The sequence below is a fragment of the Thermococcus profundus genome, assembly GCF_002214585.1.
Taxonomy (GTDB): Archaea; Methanobacteriota_B; Thermococci; order Thermococcales; family Thermococcaceae; genus Thermococcus; species Thermococcus profundus.
Window position 1 is genome coordinate 1,178,994 of record NZ_CP014862.1, and the last position, 16,502, is coordinate 1,195,495.

General features: G+C 54.5%; 21 protein-coding genes. 12 read left to right on the forward strand and 9 right to left on the reverse strand.

Annotation, left to right across the window (positions count from 1 at the left end; genetic code table 11):
• Entirely contained in the window at positions 1–381 is a 381-nt protein-coding gene (locus A3L09_RS06325) for a Fur family transcriptional regulator (RefSeq protein WP_088858151.1), read from the reverse strand.
• A 105-nt stretch (positions 382–486) separates the two neighbouring features.
• Here A3L09_RS06325 and dps point away from each other — a divergent pair, with 105 nt between their 5' ends.
• The 4 genes from dps (at position 487) to A3L09_RS06345 (ending at position 2,856) form a co-directional block, all read left to right on the forward strand.
• A complete protein-coding gene (dps, locus tag A3L09_RS06330) occupies positions 487–1,038 on the forward strand; it encodes a DNA protection during starvation protein (RefSeq protein ID WP_088858152.1) in 552 nt (183 codons plus the stop codon).
• 41 nt (positions 1,039–1,079) lie between these two features.
• Positions 1,080–1,382 carry a ferritin family protein gene (locus tag A3L09_RS06335; protein WP_088858153.1) on the forward strand — a complete coding sequence of 101 codons (303 nt, stop codon included), beginning with the start codon at positions 1,080–1,082 and terminating at the stop codon, positions 1,380–1,382.
• Positions 1,383–1,501: 119 nt separating this feature from the next.
• Positions 1,502–1,951: a ferritin family protein gene (locus tag A3L09_RS06340; RefSeq protein ID WP_232473613.1), complete on the forward strand. Its 450-nt coding sequence runs from the start codon at positions 1,502–1,504 to the stop codon at positions 1,949–1,951.
• A gap of 92 nt (positions 1,952–2,043) precedes the next feature.
• On the forward strand, positions 2,044–2,856 hold the full coding sequence (locus tag A3L09_RS06345; RefSeq protein WP_088858155.1) for a mechanosensitive ion channel family protein: 813 nt from the start codon (positions 2,044–2,046) through the stop codon (positions 2,854–2,856).
• Positions 2,857–2,881: 25 nt separating this feature from the next.
• Here A3L09_RS06345 and A3L09_RS06350 read toward each other — a convergent pair whose 3' ends face one another.
• From A3L09_RS06350 to A3L09_RS06365, 4 genes are all read right to left on the reverse strand, one after another.
• Positions 2,882–3,691: a ZIP family metal transporter gene (locus tag A3L09_RS06350; RefSeq protein ID WP_088858156.1), complete on the reverse strand. Its 810-nt coding sequence runs from the start codon at positions 3,689–3,691 to the stop codon at positions 2,882–2,884.
• A gap of 94 nt (positions 3,692–3,785) precedes the next feature.
• Positions 3,786–4,310 (reverse strand): ferritin family protein, encoded by a 525-nt coding sequence (locus A3L09_RS06355; protein ID WP_088858157.1) that lies wholly within the window; start codon positions 4,308–4,310, stop codon positions 3,786–3,788.
• 53 nt (positions 4,311–4,363) lie between these two features.
• Positions 4,364–5,035, reverse strand: coding sequence for an FAD-dependent oxidoreductase (locus tag A3L09_RS06360; protein ID WP_232473487.1), 672 nt, complete (start codon positions 5,033–5,035; stop codon positions 4,364–4,366).
• Positions 5,036–5,112: 77 nt separating this feature from the next.
• Positions 5,113–5,763, reverse strand: coding sequence for a peroxiredoxin (locus tag A3L09_RS06365; RefSeq protein ID WP_088858159.1), 651 nt, complete (start codon positions 5,761–5,763; stop codon positions 5,113–5,115).
• A gap of 179 nt (positions 5,764–5,942) precedes the next feature.
• On the opposite strand from A3L09_RS06365, the gene ribD reads away from it, so the two are divergent.
• From ribD to A3L09_RS06395, 6 genes are all read left to right on the forward strand, one after another.
• The gene (ribD, locus tag A3L09_RS06370) at positions 5,943–7,025 is read left to right on the forward strand and encodes a bifunctional diaminohydroxyphosphoribosylaminopyrimidine deaminase/5-amino-6-(5-phosphoribosylamino)uracil reductase RibD (RefSeq protein ID WP_088859007.1); all 1,083 of its coding nucleotides are present in this window, start codon (positions 5,943–5,945) and stop codon (positions 7,023–7,025) included.
• Positions 7,006–7,557 (forward strand): riboflavin synthase, encoded by a 552-nt coding sequence (locus A3L09_RS06375; RefSeq protein WP_088858160.1) that lies wholly within the window; start codon positions 7,006–7,008, stop codon positions 7,555–7,557. Before ribD ends, A3L09_RS06375 begins: the two co-directional genes overlap by 20 nt.
• A 72-nt stretch (positions 7,558–7,629) precedes the next feature.
• A complete protein-coding gene (locus A3L09_RS06380; protein ID WP_088858161.1) occupies positions 7,630–8,790 on the forward strand; it encodes a bifunctional 3,4-dihydroxy-2-butanone-4-phosphate synthase/GTP cyclohydrolase II in 1,161 nt (386 codons plus the stop codon).
• Positions 8,791–8,852: 62 nt separating this feature from the next.
• Positions 8,853–9,317 (forward strand): 6,7-dimethyl-8-ribityllumazine synthase, encoded by a 465-nt coding sequence (gene ribH, locus A3L09_RS06385; RefSeq protein WP_088858162.1) that lies wholly within the window; start codon positions 8,853–8,855, stop codon positions 9,315–9,317.
• Between the two features lie 130 nt (positions 9,318–9,447).
• Positions 9,448–9,636, forward strand: a complete 189-nt coding sequence (locus tag A3L09_RS06390; RefSeq protein WP_088858163.1) for a hypothetical protein — start codon at positions 9,448–9,450, stop codon at positions 9,634–9,636.
• On the forward strand, positions 9,605–10,891 hold the full coding sequence (locus tag A3L09_RS06395; protein ID WP_088858164.1) for a sodium:solute symporter family protein: 1,287 nt from the start codon (positions 9,605–9,607) through the stop codon (positions 10,889–10,891). The genes A3L09_RS06390 and A3L09_RS06395 overlap by 32 nt, the downstream gene beginning before the upstream one ends.
• Here the strand turns inward: A3L09_RS06395 and A3L09_RS06400 are convergent, their stop codons facing one another.
• From A3L09_RS06400 to thiC, 4 genes are read right to left on the reverse strand one after another with little or no spacing between them, the layout of a single operon-like run.
• Positions 10,892–11,482: an IMP cyclohydrolase gene (locus tag A3L09_RS06400; RefSeq protein WP_088858165.1), complete on the reverse strand. Its 591-nt coding sequence runs from the start codon at positions 11,480–11,482 to the stop codon at positions 10,892–10,894.
• Positions 11,479–12,411, reverse strand: a complete 933-nt coding sequence (locus tag A3L09_RS06405) for a formate--phosphoribosylaminoimidazolecarboxamide ligase (protein WP_088858166.1) — start codon at positions 12,409–12,411, stop codon at positions 11,479–11,481. Before A3L09_RS06405 ends, A3L09_RS06400 begins: the two co-directional genes overlap by 4 nt.
• The gene (locus A3L09_RS06410) at positions 12,408–13,067 is read right to left on the reverse strand and encodes a phosphoribosylaminoimidazolesuccinocarboxamide synthase (RefSeq protein WP_088858167.1); all 660 of its coding nucleotides are present in this window, start codon (positions 13,065–13,067) and stop codon (positions 12,408–12,410) included. Before A3L09_RS06410 ends, A3L09_RS06405 begins: the two co-directional genes overlap by 4 nt.
• The gene (gene thiC, locus A3L09_RS06415) at positions 13,064–14,350 is read right to left on the reverse strand and encodes a phosphomethylpyrimidine synthase ThiC (protein WP_088858168.1); all 1,287 of its coding nucleotides are present in this window, start codon (positions 14,348–14,350) and stop codon (positions 13,064–13,066) included. Before thiC ends, A3L09_RS06410 begins: the two co-directional genes overlap by 4 nt.
• A 94-nt stretch (positions 14,351–14,444) precedes the next feature.
• Here thiC and A3L09_RS06420 point away from each other — a divergent pair, with 94 nt between their 5' ends.
• Both A3L09_RS06420 and thiD read left to right on the forward strand, forming a co-directional pair.
• A complete protein-coding gene (locus A3L09_RS06420) occupies positions 14,445–15,200 on the forward strand; it encodes a sulfide-dependent adenosine diphosphate thiazole synthase (RefSeq protein ID WP_088858169.1) in 756 nt (251 codons plus the stop codon).
• Positions 15,200–16,498, forward strand: a complete 1,299-nt coding sequence (thiD, locus tag A3L09_RS06425; RefSeq protein WP_232473488.1) for a bifunctional hydroxymethylpyrimidine kinase/phosphomethylpyrimidine kinase — start codon at positions 15,200–15,202, stop codon at positions 16,496–16,498. Before A3L09_RS06420 ends, thiD begins: the two co-directional genes overlap by 1 nt.
• Positions 16,499–16,502: the final 4 nt, after the last annotated feature.

Consider the following 16,502-nt stretch of genomic DNA (forward strand, 5'->3'; position numbering starts at 1 on the left):
TCATCCTTTCACAAGCACGTTGACGAGCTTTACCTCTTTTCCCAGTCTCTTTTTCAGCGCCTCGATGATCTCCGGATCTTCAACGTCAACGACGCTCTCCCCGGTGATGAGGTTTATATGGGGTTTTGTGTTGATCTCAACCCTCGTTTCCCCTTCTATTGAAAACAGTTCAACGAGTCCAAGCTCCCTGAGCGTAAGCAGGTTGGAGTAAAGAGTCGAAAAGCTAACCGTAGGGAAGTCATCCCTTATCCGCTCAAGGAGGCTGTTCATGGACGGATGCTCGCTTCCCATTTCATCCAGAACTTCTATCAGCTTGAGCCTCTGAGGCGTTAGTTTGTGACCCCTTTTCTTCAGCGCGTTAACAGCTTCTTCCTTCCACATATTTGGGCGTGAGGTTTTCCAGTTTATAAGGCTTCCTATTTAGAAATTACTTCTAAATAGAAAGATTTATTAAGTAGGAATTACAACTGTCAACTGGTGAACCCAATGTCAGAACACAACAGAAGGCTCGTCAAGAGAGCGGGCATAGATGTGGAGAGGCTCTTGGACATGCTTCTGAGAGCCGCCGCGGCGGAGTTTACAACCTACTACTATTACACCGTTTTGAGAAACCACGCGGCCGGTCTCGAAGGGGAGACCATAAAGGAGATCGTTGAGGACGCGCGCCTTGAGGACAGGAACCACTTTGAGGCTTTGGTGCCGAGGATATACGAACTTGGAGGAGAACTCCCGAGGGACATTGCTGACTTTTCAAAGATGGCGTGGTGCCGCGATGCTTACCTTCCGGAGGAGCCTACGGTTGAGAACATCCTGAAGGTTCTCCTCGAGGCTGAGCGCTGCGCTGTTGGTGTGTACACGGAGATATGCAACTACACCTTCGGCAAAGACCCAAGAACATACGACCTGGCTCTGGCGATCCTCCACGAGGAGATAGAGCATGAAGCCTGGTTTGAGGAGCTCCTCACCGGAAAGCCGAGCGGCCACTTCAGGAGGAGCAAGCCGGGGGAGAGCCCCTACGTCTCAAAGTTCCTGAGGTGAAGGGTTATTAAGTTTGAACTCGACCTTAAGGTGGTGATACCATGCTTGCCAAATACCCATTTGAACTCCCCAAGGATCGGCCCCTCACCAAGACGGAGATAGCGCAGGCCCTCCGCTGGGCGATTGAAGCTGAACTAGATGCCATAAACATCTACGAACAGCTGGCAGAGGGAATAGAGGACGAGAGGGTAAGGCACATCTTCCTGGATGTTGCCAACGAGGAGAAGGAGCACTTCGGAGAGTTCCTCGCGGCACTCCTTGAGATCGATGAAGAGCTTGCAGAGTACCTCAAACACGGCTTTAAGGAAGTCGAAGAGGAAACGGGTATAAAGGTCAAACTCTGACTGCTTTCCCCCGTTTTTCAATGTTTTTCACTTTGATTTCAGATTAATCTTGGCGGTTGACGTACCTTAACGGACTATGAAAAACATTATTAAGGTTTGATGTTCATATTATCTCGGTGATGTCCATGTCTGAACCACTTGTTAAGCATGCATATGAGACGGAGAAGAAAGCCGCCTCCAGCTATACCGACGGGTTGAAGCTCATACGAGGGCAGGGGCTTAGATACACCAAGGTCGAGGAGATAGTCGGGAGGATAGCCGTTGACACGGTTATACACAAGCATCTCATGGAGGCTATCCTCGACGCCCAGAAGGAGCTTGAGAAGCTCGCCGGTGAGGGGCCCATTGAGGAGGTAAAGGATGTTGAGCTCTCTCCAGAACAGAGGGCCTTGGTGAAGCGCTTCGCCGAGATGCACCTTGAGATTGAGAAGGACATGATAGAGACCTACCAGAAGATGGCCGAGAAGATGACTCACCCACTCTTCAAGGGGATCGCCGAAGCACTCGTTAAGAACGAGCAGGAGCATCACAGACTTCTCGCTGAACTCATAGCCAAGTACAAGGAGTGATCTAAGAACCGATCTTGTAGGTTCTTCACTCTCCCCATTTCTTTGCGAAGTAAAAGGTGTAAAGCGACTGGATTTATTGGGAAGTGACCCTGATGGCAACTCTTGATAAACCGCTCCCCTACGTGGGGATGAAACCTGTTCAGGTGATAACCGCGATAGTTATCCTGATAGTTGGATACATCGTGGCAAAGATAGTGGTGGCCTCCTTCAAGAGAGGCTTAAAAAAGACGAAGCTCCCTGAGCTCGTCGTCGAGTTCCTTGGAAGGTTCCTGAGCGCGCTCCTCTACGTGGCGGTGATACTGTTAGCTGTGAGGGCGCTCGGCATCGCGGTTGGCTCTGTGGTTTTGGGCCTATCAGCTGTTATAGGCTTGATCCTGGGCTTCGGCATGCAGGACACGCTCACCAACTTGGCAGCGGGCGTGTGGATCGCAGCCCTCAGACCGATAGATATAGGCGAGGTCGTTGAGGTCGCTGGGAAGACCGGCAAAGTTAATTCTGTCGGCATAATGAGCACCGAGCTCTTAACCCCAGACAACGTGCTCATAACGGTCCCAAACAAACTTGTTTGGGGAAGCGTGATAACCAACTACACCCGGATGCCCATTAGGAGGGTGGACGTTGACGTCGGTGTTGCCTACGGAACCGACCTCAACAGGGCCATAAAGATAGCCGTGGAGCTCATGAAGAACCACCCGAAGGTTCTCGATGATCCAGAACCCGGCGTCGTCATAACCGCCCTTGCAGACTCGTCGATAAACCTCCAGCTTAGGGCGTGGACAAAGACGGAAGACTACTGGGCCGTCAAGGGAGACCTCACCAAGGGCATCTACGAGTCCTACATGAAGGAGGGCATTGAGATACCGTTCCCGCAGATGGACGTTCATGTGAAGGAAATGCCCCAGTGAGGCCCTTTTTGTTTTATTCCCGCGATTACCCAAGCATCGAATCGAGGAAGAGCATCACATAAAACCCAATGAAGAAGCCGAGGGTAACTAACGTCTCGTTTTCCTCCCTCTTGTATATCTCGGGTATCATCTCCTTCACCGTAACGTAGAGCATTGCCCCACCTGCCATTCCAAGTCCATATGGTAAGAGAGAATGGAAGGCCGTGAAGAGGAGAGCCCCGAGGATGACCATAATCATCTCGGCGACACCGCTCAGTGCGCCCATTATTATGGGGACGAGGCGCTTCTTCTGGAGGGTCGCTAGGGGAAGCGAGACGACAGTCCCCTCAGGAAAGTCCTGGATTCCGATGGCTATGGCGGTTATTAACCCTGTCTTCAGGTCATAAACGAGTGAAGTCCCGACCGCCATTCCTTCCGGTAGGTTGTGGATGATGACCGCCAGAACAATAAGCCACACCACTCTGAGCTTCTCCTTGAACTCCTTGGGGCCTTCGTAGCCCTTTACTAGGTGCTCATGGGGAACGAAGCGATCGATGGCGTAGATCAGTAGAACACCCAAGAGGATTCCAACGCCAGCTGGAGTAAATTTCCCAGTGGATTCTATCGCGGGCAGGATCAAGCTTGTAAAGCTCGCAACGATCATAACTCCAGCGGCGAAGGATAGGCTGACATCCACGCCCCACTCGGGCATTCTGTTGGCGAATATTGCGAGCAGGGCCCCAAAAGTTGTCATCAGTGCAACGAATATACCAGCGTAGACCGCCACCACCAGGAGACTGCCGCCCGAGATTGAGAGAAGCCACGACGAGAGGTTCGTTATAAACCCTTCCAGCATTGTTAGGCCCACCTAAAAACATTGGGAGAGCAAAATTTTATAAAGCTTTCGTTCTGCGAACCCTTCTGCTTGCCAGTAAAGTAAAGGAGAGAGCTCAAGGTCCGACGTGCATCATCTGGCCGTACATCTCCCAGTCGAGGAGGAGCTCGTATTCAGCTTTCAAGTTGTAGTAGTGGCCCCACTCCATATCGCTCAGATAACGCATGAGCCTCTTCTTCTCCTCGGTATCTACCATCTCCTCAAGCTTGGCGTAGAAGTTGGCCGCTATCTCCTCAGCCTTCATAGCCCAGCGGATGAGGTCTATGATGTCCTGCACCCCGTTCAGCTCCCTCGCTACCGGCTGGAGCTCCGGCCCTATGTGCTCCTTCGGGAAGATAACCTCCTTCCCAGGGAACATGTTGGCGTAGATCCTTCTCAGAAGCTCCTCGTGCTTCTTTTCCTCCCCAGCCAGCCATTCTATCTTCTCCTTGAGCTCCTGGATGTCGATCCTCTCGGCGAGGCTCTCGTAGAACTTTCTAGCTCCTATCTCGGCCTTTATGGCCATCCCGAGGAGCTCCTCGAGGGAGAAGTCCTTCATCTTTTCGAGGGGAAGCCCCTCTTCAAGTTCAGGTGGAACCATGGCTAATCCCTCCATCCAAACTTTGACTTTCAACATTATAAGGTCTGGGAAGGCTAGAGATCAGTAGGCTCAACGCCCTCCCGTATTCTCTTCTCGATCTCGAACGCCCGCCTCGGGTTGCCGATAACGACGGCGCCAACGACCCTTTCCTCGTCCGTGAAAACTTTGACTCCCTCATCTAACCAGCGGCCCTCCCCACGGGTTTTTCCAATGATTGCCAGGGGGAGATCACCGAACTTAAAGAGGGCCGAGCGGAAGGTGAAGTCATAACTGTCCTCCTTTCCAACCAGAAGGTTGGCCAGAACGCCAGCATGGCCGGTTGCACATTTTGCGGTGCCGCAGATTGTTCCACCGTACTCCGCACAGTCCCCTATCGCATAGACGTCCTTCGCAGACGTCCTGAAACGCTCATCTATGAGGATTCCCCGTCCTGCGTGTATTCCGCTTCTAACTGCGAGCTCCTTGTTGGGGACTATCCTAAAGGTACATACCTTGAGTGCGTCTGCGATATGCCCTTTATCGGTGTCCAGGCCCTTTTCATCTGCACTCAGAACGTTTGTGTTGAGATAAAACTCGACGCCGGATTCCTCAAGTTTCTCCCGAAGGATCCCCGTGAGTTTGTCGTCCAGTCTGAGAAGGCTTCCCCCTCTGTGAACGAGCCTGACTCTGTAACCTGCTTTAGCTATGTTCCCCGCGAGCTCAAGTGCTATAAAACCTCCTCCCAAGATCGTTTCCTAAACAAAAGGTCGGGGACAGAATTGAGCACTTCAAAAACAGAAACGTCCAAAAAGAAAGGATGGGATCACTCGAGCTTCTTGTAGCAGAACCACCAGTCGTAGCACTCGATCTCGCCCTTGGCCTTGGCCTCTTCCCTGGCCTTCTTCTCCTCGAGGTTGCTGGCAGGTGGAACGATAACCTTGTCGCCGATAAGCTCGTTGTTGGGCCACTTGTGCGGAAGGGCGACGCCCTTCTCGTCGCTGATCTTGAGGGCCTTGACAAGGCGGAGTATCTCGTCCCAGTCCCTGCCGACCTCGGCCGGGTAGTAGACGATGGCCCTTATGACGCCCTTGTCGTCGACGACGAAGACTGCCCTGGCGGTTATGGTGGCACCGCTGGGTATCATCCCGAGCTTCTCTGCAAGGTCGCCCCTGTCGTCGGCGATGATCGGGAAGGTTATCTCCTCGCCGAGGTTCTCCTTGATCCACTCCATCCACTTGATGTGGCTGAAGACCTGGTCAACGCTGAGTCCGATGGGCTCAACGCCGAGCTCCCTGAACTGGTCAACCCTCTTCTGCATGCCGTAGAACTCGGTCGTACAGACCGGGGTGAAGTCAGCCGGGTGGCTGAAGAGAACGAACCACTTGCCCTGCTCGGCGAAGTAGTCCGGGAGCTTTATCACTCCGTGGGTGGTCTTGACCTCAACCTCTGGGAACTTTTCTCCTATGACGACCATCTTACATCACCTCTTCCTTTTTCCTGTGTCGTCTTCACTATAAACCAATGTGGTTCGAATATATAAAGCTTTCGGTTTGTCTAACGGCATCATTATGGGATCCGGAAGTACCATTTTTCGGGGATTTAGGTTCCAGTTTTAGAACAAAATCTTATAAGAAAAGGAACAAATTTTTGAGCATGAGAAGCGAAGACGAGAAGTTCATGAGGCTCGCCCTTGAGCTGGCGAAGCGAGGAGAGGGCTGGGTGAACCCGAATCCAATGGTTGGAGCCGTTATAGTCAAGAACGGAGAGATAATAGGCGTCGGCTGGCACAGGAAGTTCGGTGAGAAGCACGCCGAGGTAAACGCCATAGAGGACGCAAAGGCCAAAGGCCACGATGTCAGAGGGGCGACGATGTACGTAACCCTAGAACCCTGCTCCCACTGGGGGAAGCAGCCGCCCTGCGCCGACAGGATAATCAGAGAGGGCTTTGAGAGAGTTGTTGTAGCAATGGAGGACCCGAACCCGCTCGTCGCTGGCCAGGGAATAGAGAAGATGAGAAAGGCAGGTATAGAGGTCGAGGTGGGGCTTTTAGAGGAGGAAGCCAGAAAGCTCAACGAGATTTTTCTCAAGTACATAACCACCAAACTGCCCTTCGTCTCGATAAAGCTTGCCCTCACGCTCGATGGATTCATAGCCACTCAAACAGGTTCCTCCCAGTGGATAACAGGAGAAAAAGCCCGCCATAGGGTACAGAAGCTCAGGAGGAAGCACATGGCAATAATGGTAGGTTCGGGAACGGTCCTAGCCGACAACCCAAGGCTCAACTGCCGGCTTGAGAACTGCCCTGAGAAGGTTAAAGTGATCCTTGACCGGTCGGGCAGGATAGCGGACGAAGTAAGCAATGGAAGAAAGTTCCGTCTCTTCGAGGACGGGAGGGTTATTTTCTTCACAGAGATGCCAGAGAAGTTCGAGGGGATAGCCGAGGCCTACTCGATAACTGAACCAGCGGAGATTCTGAAGAAGCTCGGCGAGCTCGGGATAGACAGCGTCCTGATAGAGGGCGGCAGGATAGCCTGCGGGTTCCTGCCTTTAGCTGATAAGTTCTACCTTTTCTACGGGCCTAAGCTCTTTGGCAACGGGATAAAGCCCTTCGAGTGCCTAAAAGTCAGCGACGCCAACGAGGCCCCCCTGCTGAGAATCGAGTCAATCGAGAGGCTGGGTGAGAGCTTCCTCGTCACCGCTTATCCGGGTGATAGGAATGTTCACGGGGATAGTTGAGGGAACCGGAAGGGCCCGCTACTCCGCTGGGAAACTCTACGTTGAGCTCCCCTTCGATGTGAAGGAAGGGGACAGCGTGGCTGTAAACGGGGCTTGCTTGACTGTTGTTTCCTTTGACGGAAAAACTGCAGTCTTCGACGTTGGTGAGGAAACCCTCGCGAGGACGAACCTGAGGGAGGCCAGGGTTGTCAACCTTGAAAGGGCCATGCCAGCCAGCGGCCGCTTCGATGGACACATAGTTACTGGCCACGTTGACGGGACGATAAGGTTCGTGACAAAGAGGAGGAGCGGAAACACGACCTGGATGGCCTTTGAGATGCCGAAGGAGAAGTGGGGGGTTGCGGAAAAGGGTTCCATAGCCCTAAACGGTGTTTCCTTAACCGTTGCGAGGGTTGAGGTAAGCCGCTTTTGGATCCAGGTCATCCCCTACACCCTTGAAAAGACGAACCTCGACCTCCTGAAGCCGGGCGAAAAGGTCAACTACGAGATAGATGTTCTAGCGAGATATGTGAAGAGGATACTTGAGCGCTAGCCCGTTTTTAGTTCCATTTTTAGAACAAATTTTTAAAAGATGTGGAACAAATTTGTGACAGGGGAATGAGAAATGAACTGGGACTCAATCAAAAACGCAGTTCTTGAGGGAAAGCCCGTTGTTCTCATCGACGACAGAAGGGAGTTTGAGGCAGATTTGATTTATCCGGCCGAGATAGCCTCTCCGGAGGTCGTCAACTTTATGCTCTCCATGAAAGGCCTCCTCTGCCTTACGATGGACATGGACGAAGCCTTAAAGAAGGGCTTCTTCCCGCTTCCGAGCAAGGAGGGAGAGACGAACTTTCTGGTTCCAGTTGACTATAAGGAAACCTTCACGGGCATAACTGCGGAGGAAAGGGCTTTAACAGCTAGAAAGGTTGCAGAAGGGCTTGGTGTTGAGGCCTTCCGCTATCCTGGCCACCTCCACCTCCTCGGCGGGATAGGCCTCAACAGGAGGAGGGGGCACACCGAGAGCTCCCTCGAGCTTATGGAGATACTCGGCTTCAAGAGGTACGCCCTTATCGTTGAAATTCTCGACGAGGAGGGGGACTCTCACAACAGGGAGTACGCCCTAAAACTAGCAGAGGAGCACGGTCTTCCCGTCCTCACCACAGACGACGTCTGGAAGGAGTTCGTCAAGAGGAAGCAGCTGATGAGGATTTACGCCAACGCGAGGCTACCAACTCACTATGGAGAATTCAGGATAATAGCATTCGACAACGAGCTCGACTTTAAAGAACATGTCGCCATCGTCAAGGAGCCCTACGGGGAAGTTCCGCTCGTCAGGGTTCACTCCAAGTGCCTGACCGGGGACACCCTGACGTCACTCAAGTGCGACTGCGGCAGCCAGCTCGCCAACGCCCTCAGAATGATATCGCAAGAGGGGGGAATACTCCTCTACATGGATCAGGAAGGCAGGGGGATCGGCCTGAAGGAGAAGATAAAGGCCTACGAGCTTCAGGACAGAGGTCTAGACACAGTCGAAGCCAATAAAGCCCTAGGACATGCAGAGGACGAGAGAACCTACGAGGCGGCATTCCAGATGCTCCGCGCGCTGGGAGTCTCGAAGGTTAGGCTGATAACCAACAATCCCCGGAAGGCACAGGCCCTTGAGGAGTTTGGGATAGAGGTTGTGGAGACTGTTCCGGCCCCTGGTGAGGTCACGGAGTACAACAGGATGTATCTTAAAGTCAAGGCCGAGAAGCTCGGCCACAAGCTTCCCTTCGAGGTCTGATACCCCGTTCAATTATTTGACGGCATAAATGCACAACGGAGATTTGGAGAGGGGTGAACGGTATGGACGTTCGGATCGTTGAAGGAGAATTTAAGGGTGAAGGGGTAAAGATCGGCATTGTCGTCGCCAGGTTTAACGATCTCCTGACTGACGAGCTCCTCAGCGGCGCACTCGACTGTTTCGAGAGGCACGGAGTTGAGGAGGTTGATGTCGTAAAGGTGCCCGGAAGTTTCGAGATACCGCTTGTTGCCAAAAAGCTCGCCGAGAGCGGAAAGTACGACGCGGTTCTCACGCTGGGAGCAGTCGTCAGGGGAGAAACGAAGCACTTCGATCTGGTTGCCAACGAGGTCGCCAAGGGAGTCGCCAGTGTCTCCCTCCAGAGCGGAGTTCCTGTTATCTTCGGCGTAATAACAGTCGAGGACGAGCTTCAGGGCTTCAACAGGGCTGGAGTTAAGAGCAACAAGGGCTTCGAGTACGCGATGGCCGCTTTGGAGATGGCAAACCTGATGAGGAAATTGAAAGGATAAGCCCCCTTTTCGGCAGAATGACGGAAATGCCTCTCCAAAGTTTCCATTTTTCATCGCTTTTCTGAAATCTCTTCGGAAAAAGATATAAGCCCCCTCGAGTTCTTCCGCCGACACACTTGGGGTGTCGACCATGGACGTGATATGGACGACAATAGGGATTTACATGGTAGCGATGCTAGGGGTTTCAGCGTACGCGCGGAAGTACGTCAAGACCTCGGCCGACTTCCTCCTTGCTGGAAGGAGGCTGGGACTGGGACTTACGGTGGGTACCCTCGCAGCCACCCACTATGGTGGTGGCTTTCATCCTGGGCGGAGCTAGCTGGGGAGCGACCTACGGGTTAGGCGGCATCTGGTACGGCTTCGCCTGCGGTCTCGGGCTTCTGATTCTCGGACTGACCCTTGCGCGGCCAATGCGCCTTCTCGCCCGCTACACTGTCCCCGAAGTCCTTGAGATGCGCTACAAGAGCAAAGCGATCCGCCTGCTCGCGGCGACGCTGTCTCTGCTGGCGCTCGTTGGCATTCTAGGGGCGCAGGTATGGGCAGCTTCGGCGGTCTTCGAGGCGATAGGCCTTCCTGGAACTGCGGGGGCGGTGTTCGCGACGCTCGTGTTCATAGCCTACACCGCACTCTCGGGACTGTGGGCGGTGGCCTTAACGGACTTCATCCAGATCATAATCGGGAGCATAGGAATACTCGTGGCGGTAATCCTGGGCCTGATTAAGGTCGGGGGCGTCTCGGGACTGAAGAGGGCACTGGACGGGATAAGCGGACTCCCGCAGCCGGCGGGACAGTACTTCAGCTTCACCTCGCTCGGCCCGTCACTGCTGGCACTGACGCTGATAGCGACGGTCATGTACACCCTCATCGGCCAGGACTTTTACCAGAGGCTCTTCGCGGCGAAAGACGAGAGGACGGCCAGGAAAGGCGCGGTGTACGCGGGAATCCTGCTCATGGCACTCTCAGTGCTCCCTGCCCTCGCGGGGATGCTGGCCATAGCCCTTTCCGGCAACCCCGGGACGGTGATAGACTCGCCGAAGACGGCAGTCCCGATGCTGGTCATTTCGGTCTTCGGCGGCACCGTGGGAGCGATATTCGTGGCGGCGGTACTTGCGGCCATTATGAGCACCGCGGACTCGCTGCTCTCAGCGGCGACCTCGCACATAGTCAAGGACTTCTACGAGGGGCTGGTAGGAAAAGCCGGCGACGAGAAGAAGCTCCTGAGGCTCTCGATGCTCACCACGATAGTGGTCGGGCTGCTGTCGCTGGGGGCGGCACTGGCGATCCAGGGGATTGTGGAGCTCCTCATATACTCCTACGACGTCTACACCTCCGGCGTCTTCGTCCCGCTGGTGCTCGGCCTCTACTGGAAGAGGGTAACCAAGGAAGGGGCTTTGGCAGGAATGGTCGCCGGGTCTCTGGTGGCGGTGCTCGGAGCGGCGGGAGTCCTGAACTTCCCGTACTGGGAGTACATCTACGTGAGCGGGGCGGTTGTTTCTGCCCTCGTTATGGTGGCCGTCAGCGTCATGACTGAGGTCGAAGAAATCGACGAGGAGCTTGAAGCGGCATTTGGTTAGCTACTCAGCCGTTCCAAGCTCCCATTCCTCTTTCCTTTCCACCACACCAATCGCCAGCACCCTGTTCTCAAAGGGAAGTCTCATAGCCCTCTCCGCCAGCTCCCTGGCCGTTGAGAAGCTCATCTCTACCTCCTGAAAGCCGTCAACGTTGTAGGTCGCCGTCAGGAAAGCTTTTCCTTCTTCGAGCTCAATCTCCCTCACCCAGAACTCTTCCCTGCCGGCAAAGCCCAGCCATCCCCTTCTTTCCCCGCGCTGGATTATCCCAGCTATCCTCGGAGTGTTGTAGCTATCTCTCTCGTAGTCAAGCGCATCCAGGACGTGAACGAGGGCCTTCCTCGGCCTCTCCCACTCGAGGGCCTGAGCGATAAAGTCCGTGTGGAGGCCGTTGGTGACGACCGCGTACTCTCTCGTCAGCCTTACAACGGGGTAGCTTACGTAGGGGTTATCAGTCTCGGTCTGGTTGATTATGTAGGCGGCATTCCCCTTCCTCGCGGCTTTTCTGTTCGGGAAGGAGCGGGAGCAGAGGAGGTAGAAGGCGAAGGGTTTCCCCATGTTCAGCCCTATTCCGAGCGTTCTCCCCACGTACCTCAAGTTACCACCTCCCCAAGCCTGTCCTCCTCTTCGGCAAGCCTGAGCTCCCTCGCAATCCTTCGCCCCATGCTGAGCCTCTCGCCCCAGTAAAGCTCCGAGTACCAGTGGTCGGCGTTGCTTCCACCGTCTATGCGGGAGGCTATACCTATCGCCCTGAAAGAGCCGTCGTAGGCGAAATGGAGGGCGAACGGACCGATAACTCCCGACGGTTCAAGCTCCCTCATGGCCTCGACGAAGGCCGTTCCGTAGTCGTAGAGCTTCGGAAGTAGCGACTCTCTAAGGGCTACCGCCCTGTTGCCGGATATCGTGTAGGGAAGAGGCTTCACCGGCCAGCGGGCGTTTCCGTCCGCTATTAAAACTCTCTCGTCAACGCCGAGGAGCTCAAGCCTCTCCAGGATGGGCGAGTAGAAGAAGTGGACGTAGAGATAAACGCCCGGAATGAAGCGCTCGATTCTGTAGGGTTCTTCAAGCGTTGAAATTCTCTCCTCAAGCTCGCTTCCCCTAGCTATAAAGTGGCCGCTCCCTCCCCTAGGTCCCTCGATTCTGACGAAGTAAAGTTCGTCCGACTTAACCTCCTCCAGCTCAACAACCTCTACCCTTGGAATACCAGCTCTGTCAAGGGCCCTATCCTGAAGCTCAAAGGTCGTCTCCCACTTGAGGAAGTGCCTGTTGCCAAAGAACTTCGCTTTGGCCTTTTCTATCGCCTCCAGGCCGAGGTAAGCAACGAAGGAGCCGTGAGGAACAACGATGCCATCGTCGTTCAGGATGGCGCTCATGTCCTCTGTAACTACGAGATCATCAACAATCGGAAGTGAAGAGTAGAAAGCCCTTCTCTTGGGAGAAACGTAGAGCCTCGTCTTAAATCCTTCTTTCTTCGCCCCCAGGAGTATCTGAAGCGAGGAGTGGGAAGCTATGGTCGAGACTATCACGCTATCACCTCCCTAAGCTCCTCTTGGCTCAGGAGCTTTCCATCTTTCATAACACGCATCGTGTCGCCGCTCAGTTCGTCTATTAGGATAAGCTCACCGTTTCTCCGGCCGAACTCCAGCTTGAAATCAACGAGCTGGAGGCCTTTAGAAGAGAAAAAGCTCCTCAGGATCTCGGCGACCTTAAGCGTTGTCTCCTTCATCTCCTTGACTTCCTCTTTCCCTGCTATCCCCAGCTTTACTGTGGCTTCCTCTGTTATCAGCGGGTCCTTGAGGGAGTCGTCCTTCAGGGTGAACTCCACTATCCCGAGCGGCTTCAGCTCCTCCACCCAGCCCCTGTATCTCCTCAGGAAGCTCCCGTAGGCTAATTCGCGGTAGATGACCTCGAGCGGTATCCTCTCCGCTCTCAGGAAGCGCGCCCTCCTCCCGCCAATCCGCTCAACGAAGTGCGTCTTTATCCCCTTCTTCTCAAGCAAGCCGAAGAAGAACTCGGTTTCATCGAGGACTGCACTTCCCTTGCCCTTTCTCTCGCCCACAACCTCGTTGCCGCCGGTGTCCTCCCTTCCTCCCTCACCGAGTATCGAGTCCTTGAAGTAGAAGACGAGGTAAGGGCCGTCCTCGTACACATCCTTAGTCTTTCCGCGGTAGATGGGCCTCACTCCCGCTCACCCGCGAGCATGTCGTTGATGAGCTTTATCGCGCAGAGGTCGCCGCACATCGAGCAGGCCTCGGTCTTAGTCGGCCTCTCCTTCCTTATCTCGATGAACCGCTCCTTGTCCATTGAGAGCTCGTACTGCCTGGCCCAGTTGAGCTTCCCCCTCGCCAGCGCCATAAGGTAGTCCTTCCTGAAGTCGGCCTCGAAGCGGGTTAGATTGACCGCGTGGGCCGCTATCTTCGCCGCTATTACGCCCTGCCTAACGTGCTCCACATCTGGAAGGCCGAGGTGTTCAGCAGGAGTCACGTAGCAGAGGAAGTCAGCTCCGTTGAGGGCCGCTATTGCCCCACCTATCGCGGCCGTTATGTGATCGTAGCCAGGGAAGATGTCAGTAACTATCGGCCCGAGCACGTAGAAGGGCGCGTTGTCCGTTGCAACTTTAGCCAGCTTTACCTGGGCCGCTATCTGATCTATGGGGACGTGGCCCGGCCCTTCGACCATCGTCTGGACTCCAGCCTCTCTAGCTCTCCTCACGAGCCTTCCGAGGGTGTAAAGTTCGGCCATCTGGAGCTCGTCTCCAGCGTCAGGAAGGCCACCGGGCCTAAGTCCGTCGCCAAGGCTCAGAACAACATCGTACTCCTTGGCCAGCTCAAGAAGGTAGTCGTAGTCCTTGTAAAACGGGTTTTCCTCGCCCCAGTGGAGTATCCAAGCGGCCAAAAAAGTCCCACCGCGCGAGACCATACCGACGGTTCTCTTAGTTCTCTTCATCTTCTCGACGACCTCTTTTGTAACGCCGACGTGGATGGTCGTGTAGTCCACTCCGTCCCTGAAGTGCTTCTCAACGGCCTTCCACATGTCCTCCTCGGTCATCTCTATGATGGCCTTGCCTTTAGCGAGCATCTCCTCCGCGGCCTGGTAGATGGGGACGGTACCAATGGGAACATCAACGGCGTGCATTATGGTCCTCCTTATCTCGTCGAGGTCGCCTCCTGTGGAGAGGTCCATTATCGTGTCGGCGCCGTATTTCACAGCTACCTTTGCCTTCTCTATCTCGGCCTTAACGTCAACGATGTCCCTCGAGGTGCCTATGTTCGCGTTCACCTTAACCCTAACTCCTTTACCCACTGCCACGGGCTTAACCCAGTCGTGGCGGACGTTGCGGAAGATGACGGTGTGGCCTTTAGCGACGTTCCTCCTCAGCTTCTCAGCGTCGATTCCCTCCCTCTCAGATATGAACTCCATTTCCTCCGTTATGATTCCCTTTCTGGCTTCCTCAAGCTGGGTCATGTCCATCACCCGGTTTTAAAACCAGTTTATAACAAAGTTTTTAAATTTCAAAACTTAGTTTTGAGTGCGGTTTAAAAGGTTTTAGGTGGTGGTCATGAGGGAGGTAGAGATAAGCAGGGCGATAGTTGAAGCGTATTTCAACGACCTTCTCGGGAACCTCCAGCTCGACGTTGCCGTAGTCGGAGCCGGCCCATCTGGGGTGGTCGCGGGTTATTACCTCGCCAAGGGCGGCGCGAAGGTGGCCATCTTCGAGAAGAAGCTCTCCATAGGAGGTGGAATCTGGGGAGGAGCTATGGGCTTCAATCGCGTCGTCGTCCAGGAGAGCGCGAGGGAAATACTCGACGAGTTTGGAGTTGACTACAGGCCGGCTGGAAACGGACTCTACGTTCTCGATGCGATAGAGCTCGCCTCGACACTAGCGAGCAGGACGGTGAAGGCTGGTGTTAAGGTATTCAACATGATTGAGGTGGAAGACCTCCTCGTTAAGGACGGCAGGGTCTCTGGACTGGTTATAAACTGGACTCCAGTTATGATGACGGGCCTTCATGTTGATCCTCTGACTGTTGAGGCTCGCTTTGTGGTTGATTCAACGGGTCATGGAGCGCAAATAAGTCAGCACCTCCTCAAGCGCGGGCTGATAAAGGCCATACCCGGGGAGGGACCGATGTGGGCGGAGAAGGGCGAGGAGCTCACCGTAGAGCACACGAGGGAAGTCTTCCCAGGGTTATATGCAACGGGAATGGCAGCGAACGCTCTGGCTGGTGCACCGAGGATGGGCCCGATATTTGGCGGAATGCTCCTGAGCGGAAGGAAGGCGGCCCTTGAAATCCTCCAGAAGCTTGGAAAGTGATGGAAATGGCCGTGCTTATCATAGCTGGCCTTGATACTGGTGGAGGGGCTGGGCTTAAGGCGGACATCGAAACTGTTTCAGCTTTGAACGAGCACCCGCTTCCAGTGATTTCCGCCATAACATATCAGAACCCCAAGGAAGTCAGGGGCATATTTCCAGTTCCGCCAGAAGTCATCGGGGAGCAGGTAAGGGCTGTCAGGGAGGTCTTTGATGTCACGGCCGTTAAAATTGGCCTCCTCCACGGCGGTGCGATAGACGTTGTGGCAGAGGAGACGAAGGGACTGACGAGGGTTCTCGATCCGGTTATAGCCTCCTCATCGGGCTTCCAGTTTTTGAGTCCCGAAGATGTGGATGTGTTGAAGAAAAAGCTCGTTCCGGGCTCCATAGTCACGCCGAACGTCCCCGAGGCGGAGGCTCTGACGGGAGTTAAAATAAGCTCGGTAGGGGATATGAAAAAAGCCGTGAGGGTTCTCGTGGAAGAGCTGGATGCCGAGGCGGCAGTTATCAAAGGCGGACACCTGAACTTCACCGACGTCCTCTACTGGGATGGGCGAGATTTTGAGTTCCCTGGGGAGAGTGTTAAAGGCTTTACGCATGGAACCGGCTGTGCCTTCTCCTCAGCATTAGCAACTTTCATAGCCAAAGGCTTAGAGCTTCCAAGGGCAGTCGAGATGGCCAAGCGCTTCGTCGAGGGGGCGATAATGTTTTCAAATAGGGAGGGAAAGGCCGTCAACCCGCTCTGGGAGCTCCAGAGAGACGCCCAGAGATGGAAAGCAATGAGAGAGCTTGAAACTGCCGTAGATAAGCTTGTGAAAACCGGCGAGCTTTTAAACAGATACATCGCTGAAGTCGGCACGAACTTCGCCCTGGCAACGGACTTCAACGAAGTCTTCGCGGTTAAGGGAAGAATCGTCCGCTACGGCAAAACGATAAGGCCAGTGGGGCTGGTTGAGCTTAACGCCAGCGACCACCTGAGGAGGGCCCTCCTAAAGATGAGGGAGTTCTATCCCGAAGTTAGGGCCGTAATAAACCTCCGTTATTCAGAGGAGCTAGTTGAGAGGGCAGAGAAGCTCGGGCTCAAAGTTTCCTTCTATGACCGGAGGGAGGAGCCGGAGGAAGTAAAGAGGGCTGAGAGAGGTACAATGGAGTGGGGCATCGAGAGCGCCGTGAGGAGGCTCGGGGAGAAGCCCGACGTGGTTTACCACCTCGGCGACTGGGGGAAGGAGCCGATGGTGCTGGTCTTTGGGGGGAACGCGGAGGAAGTCGTCGAGAGGGTGCACAGGCTCATTGAAGCCTGAAGGC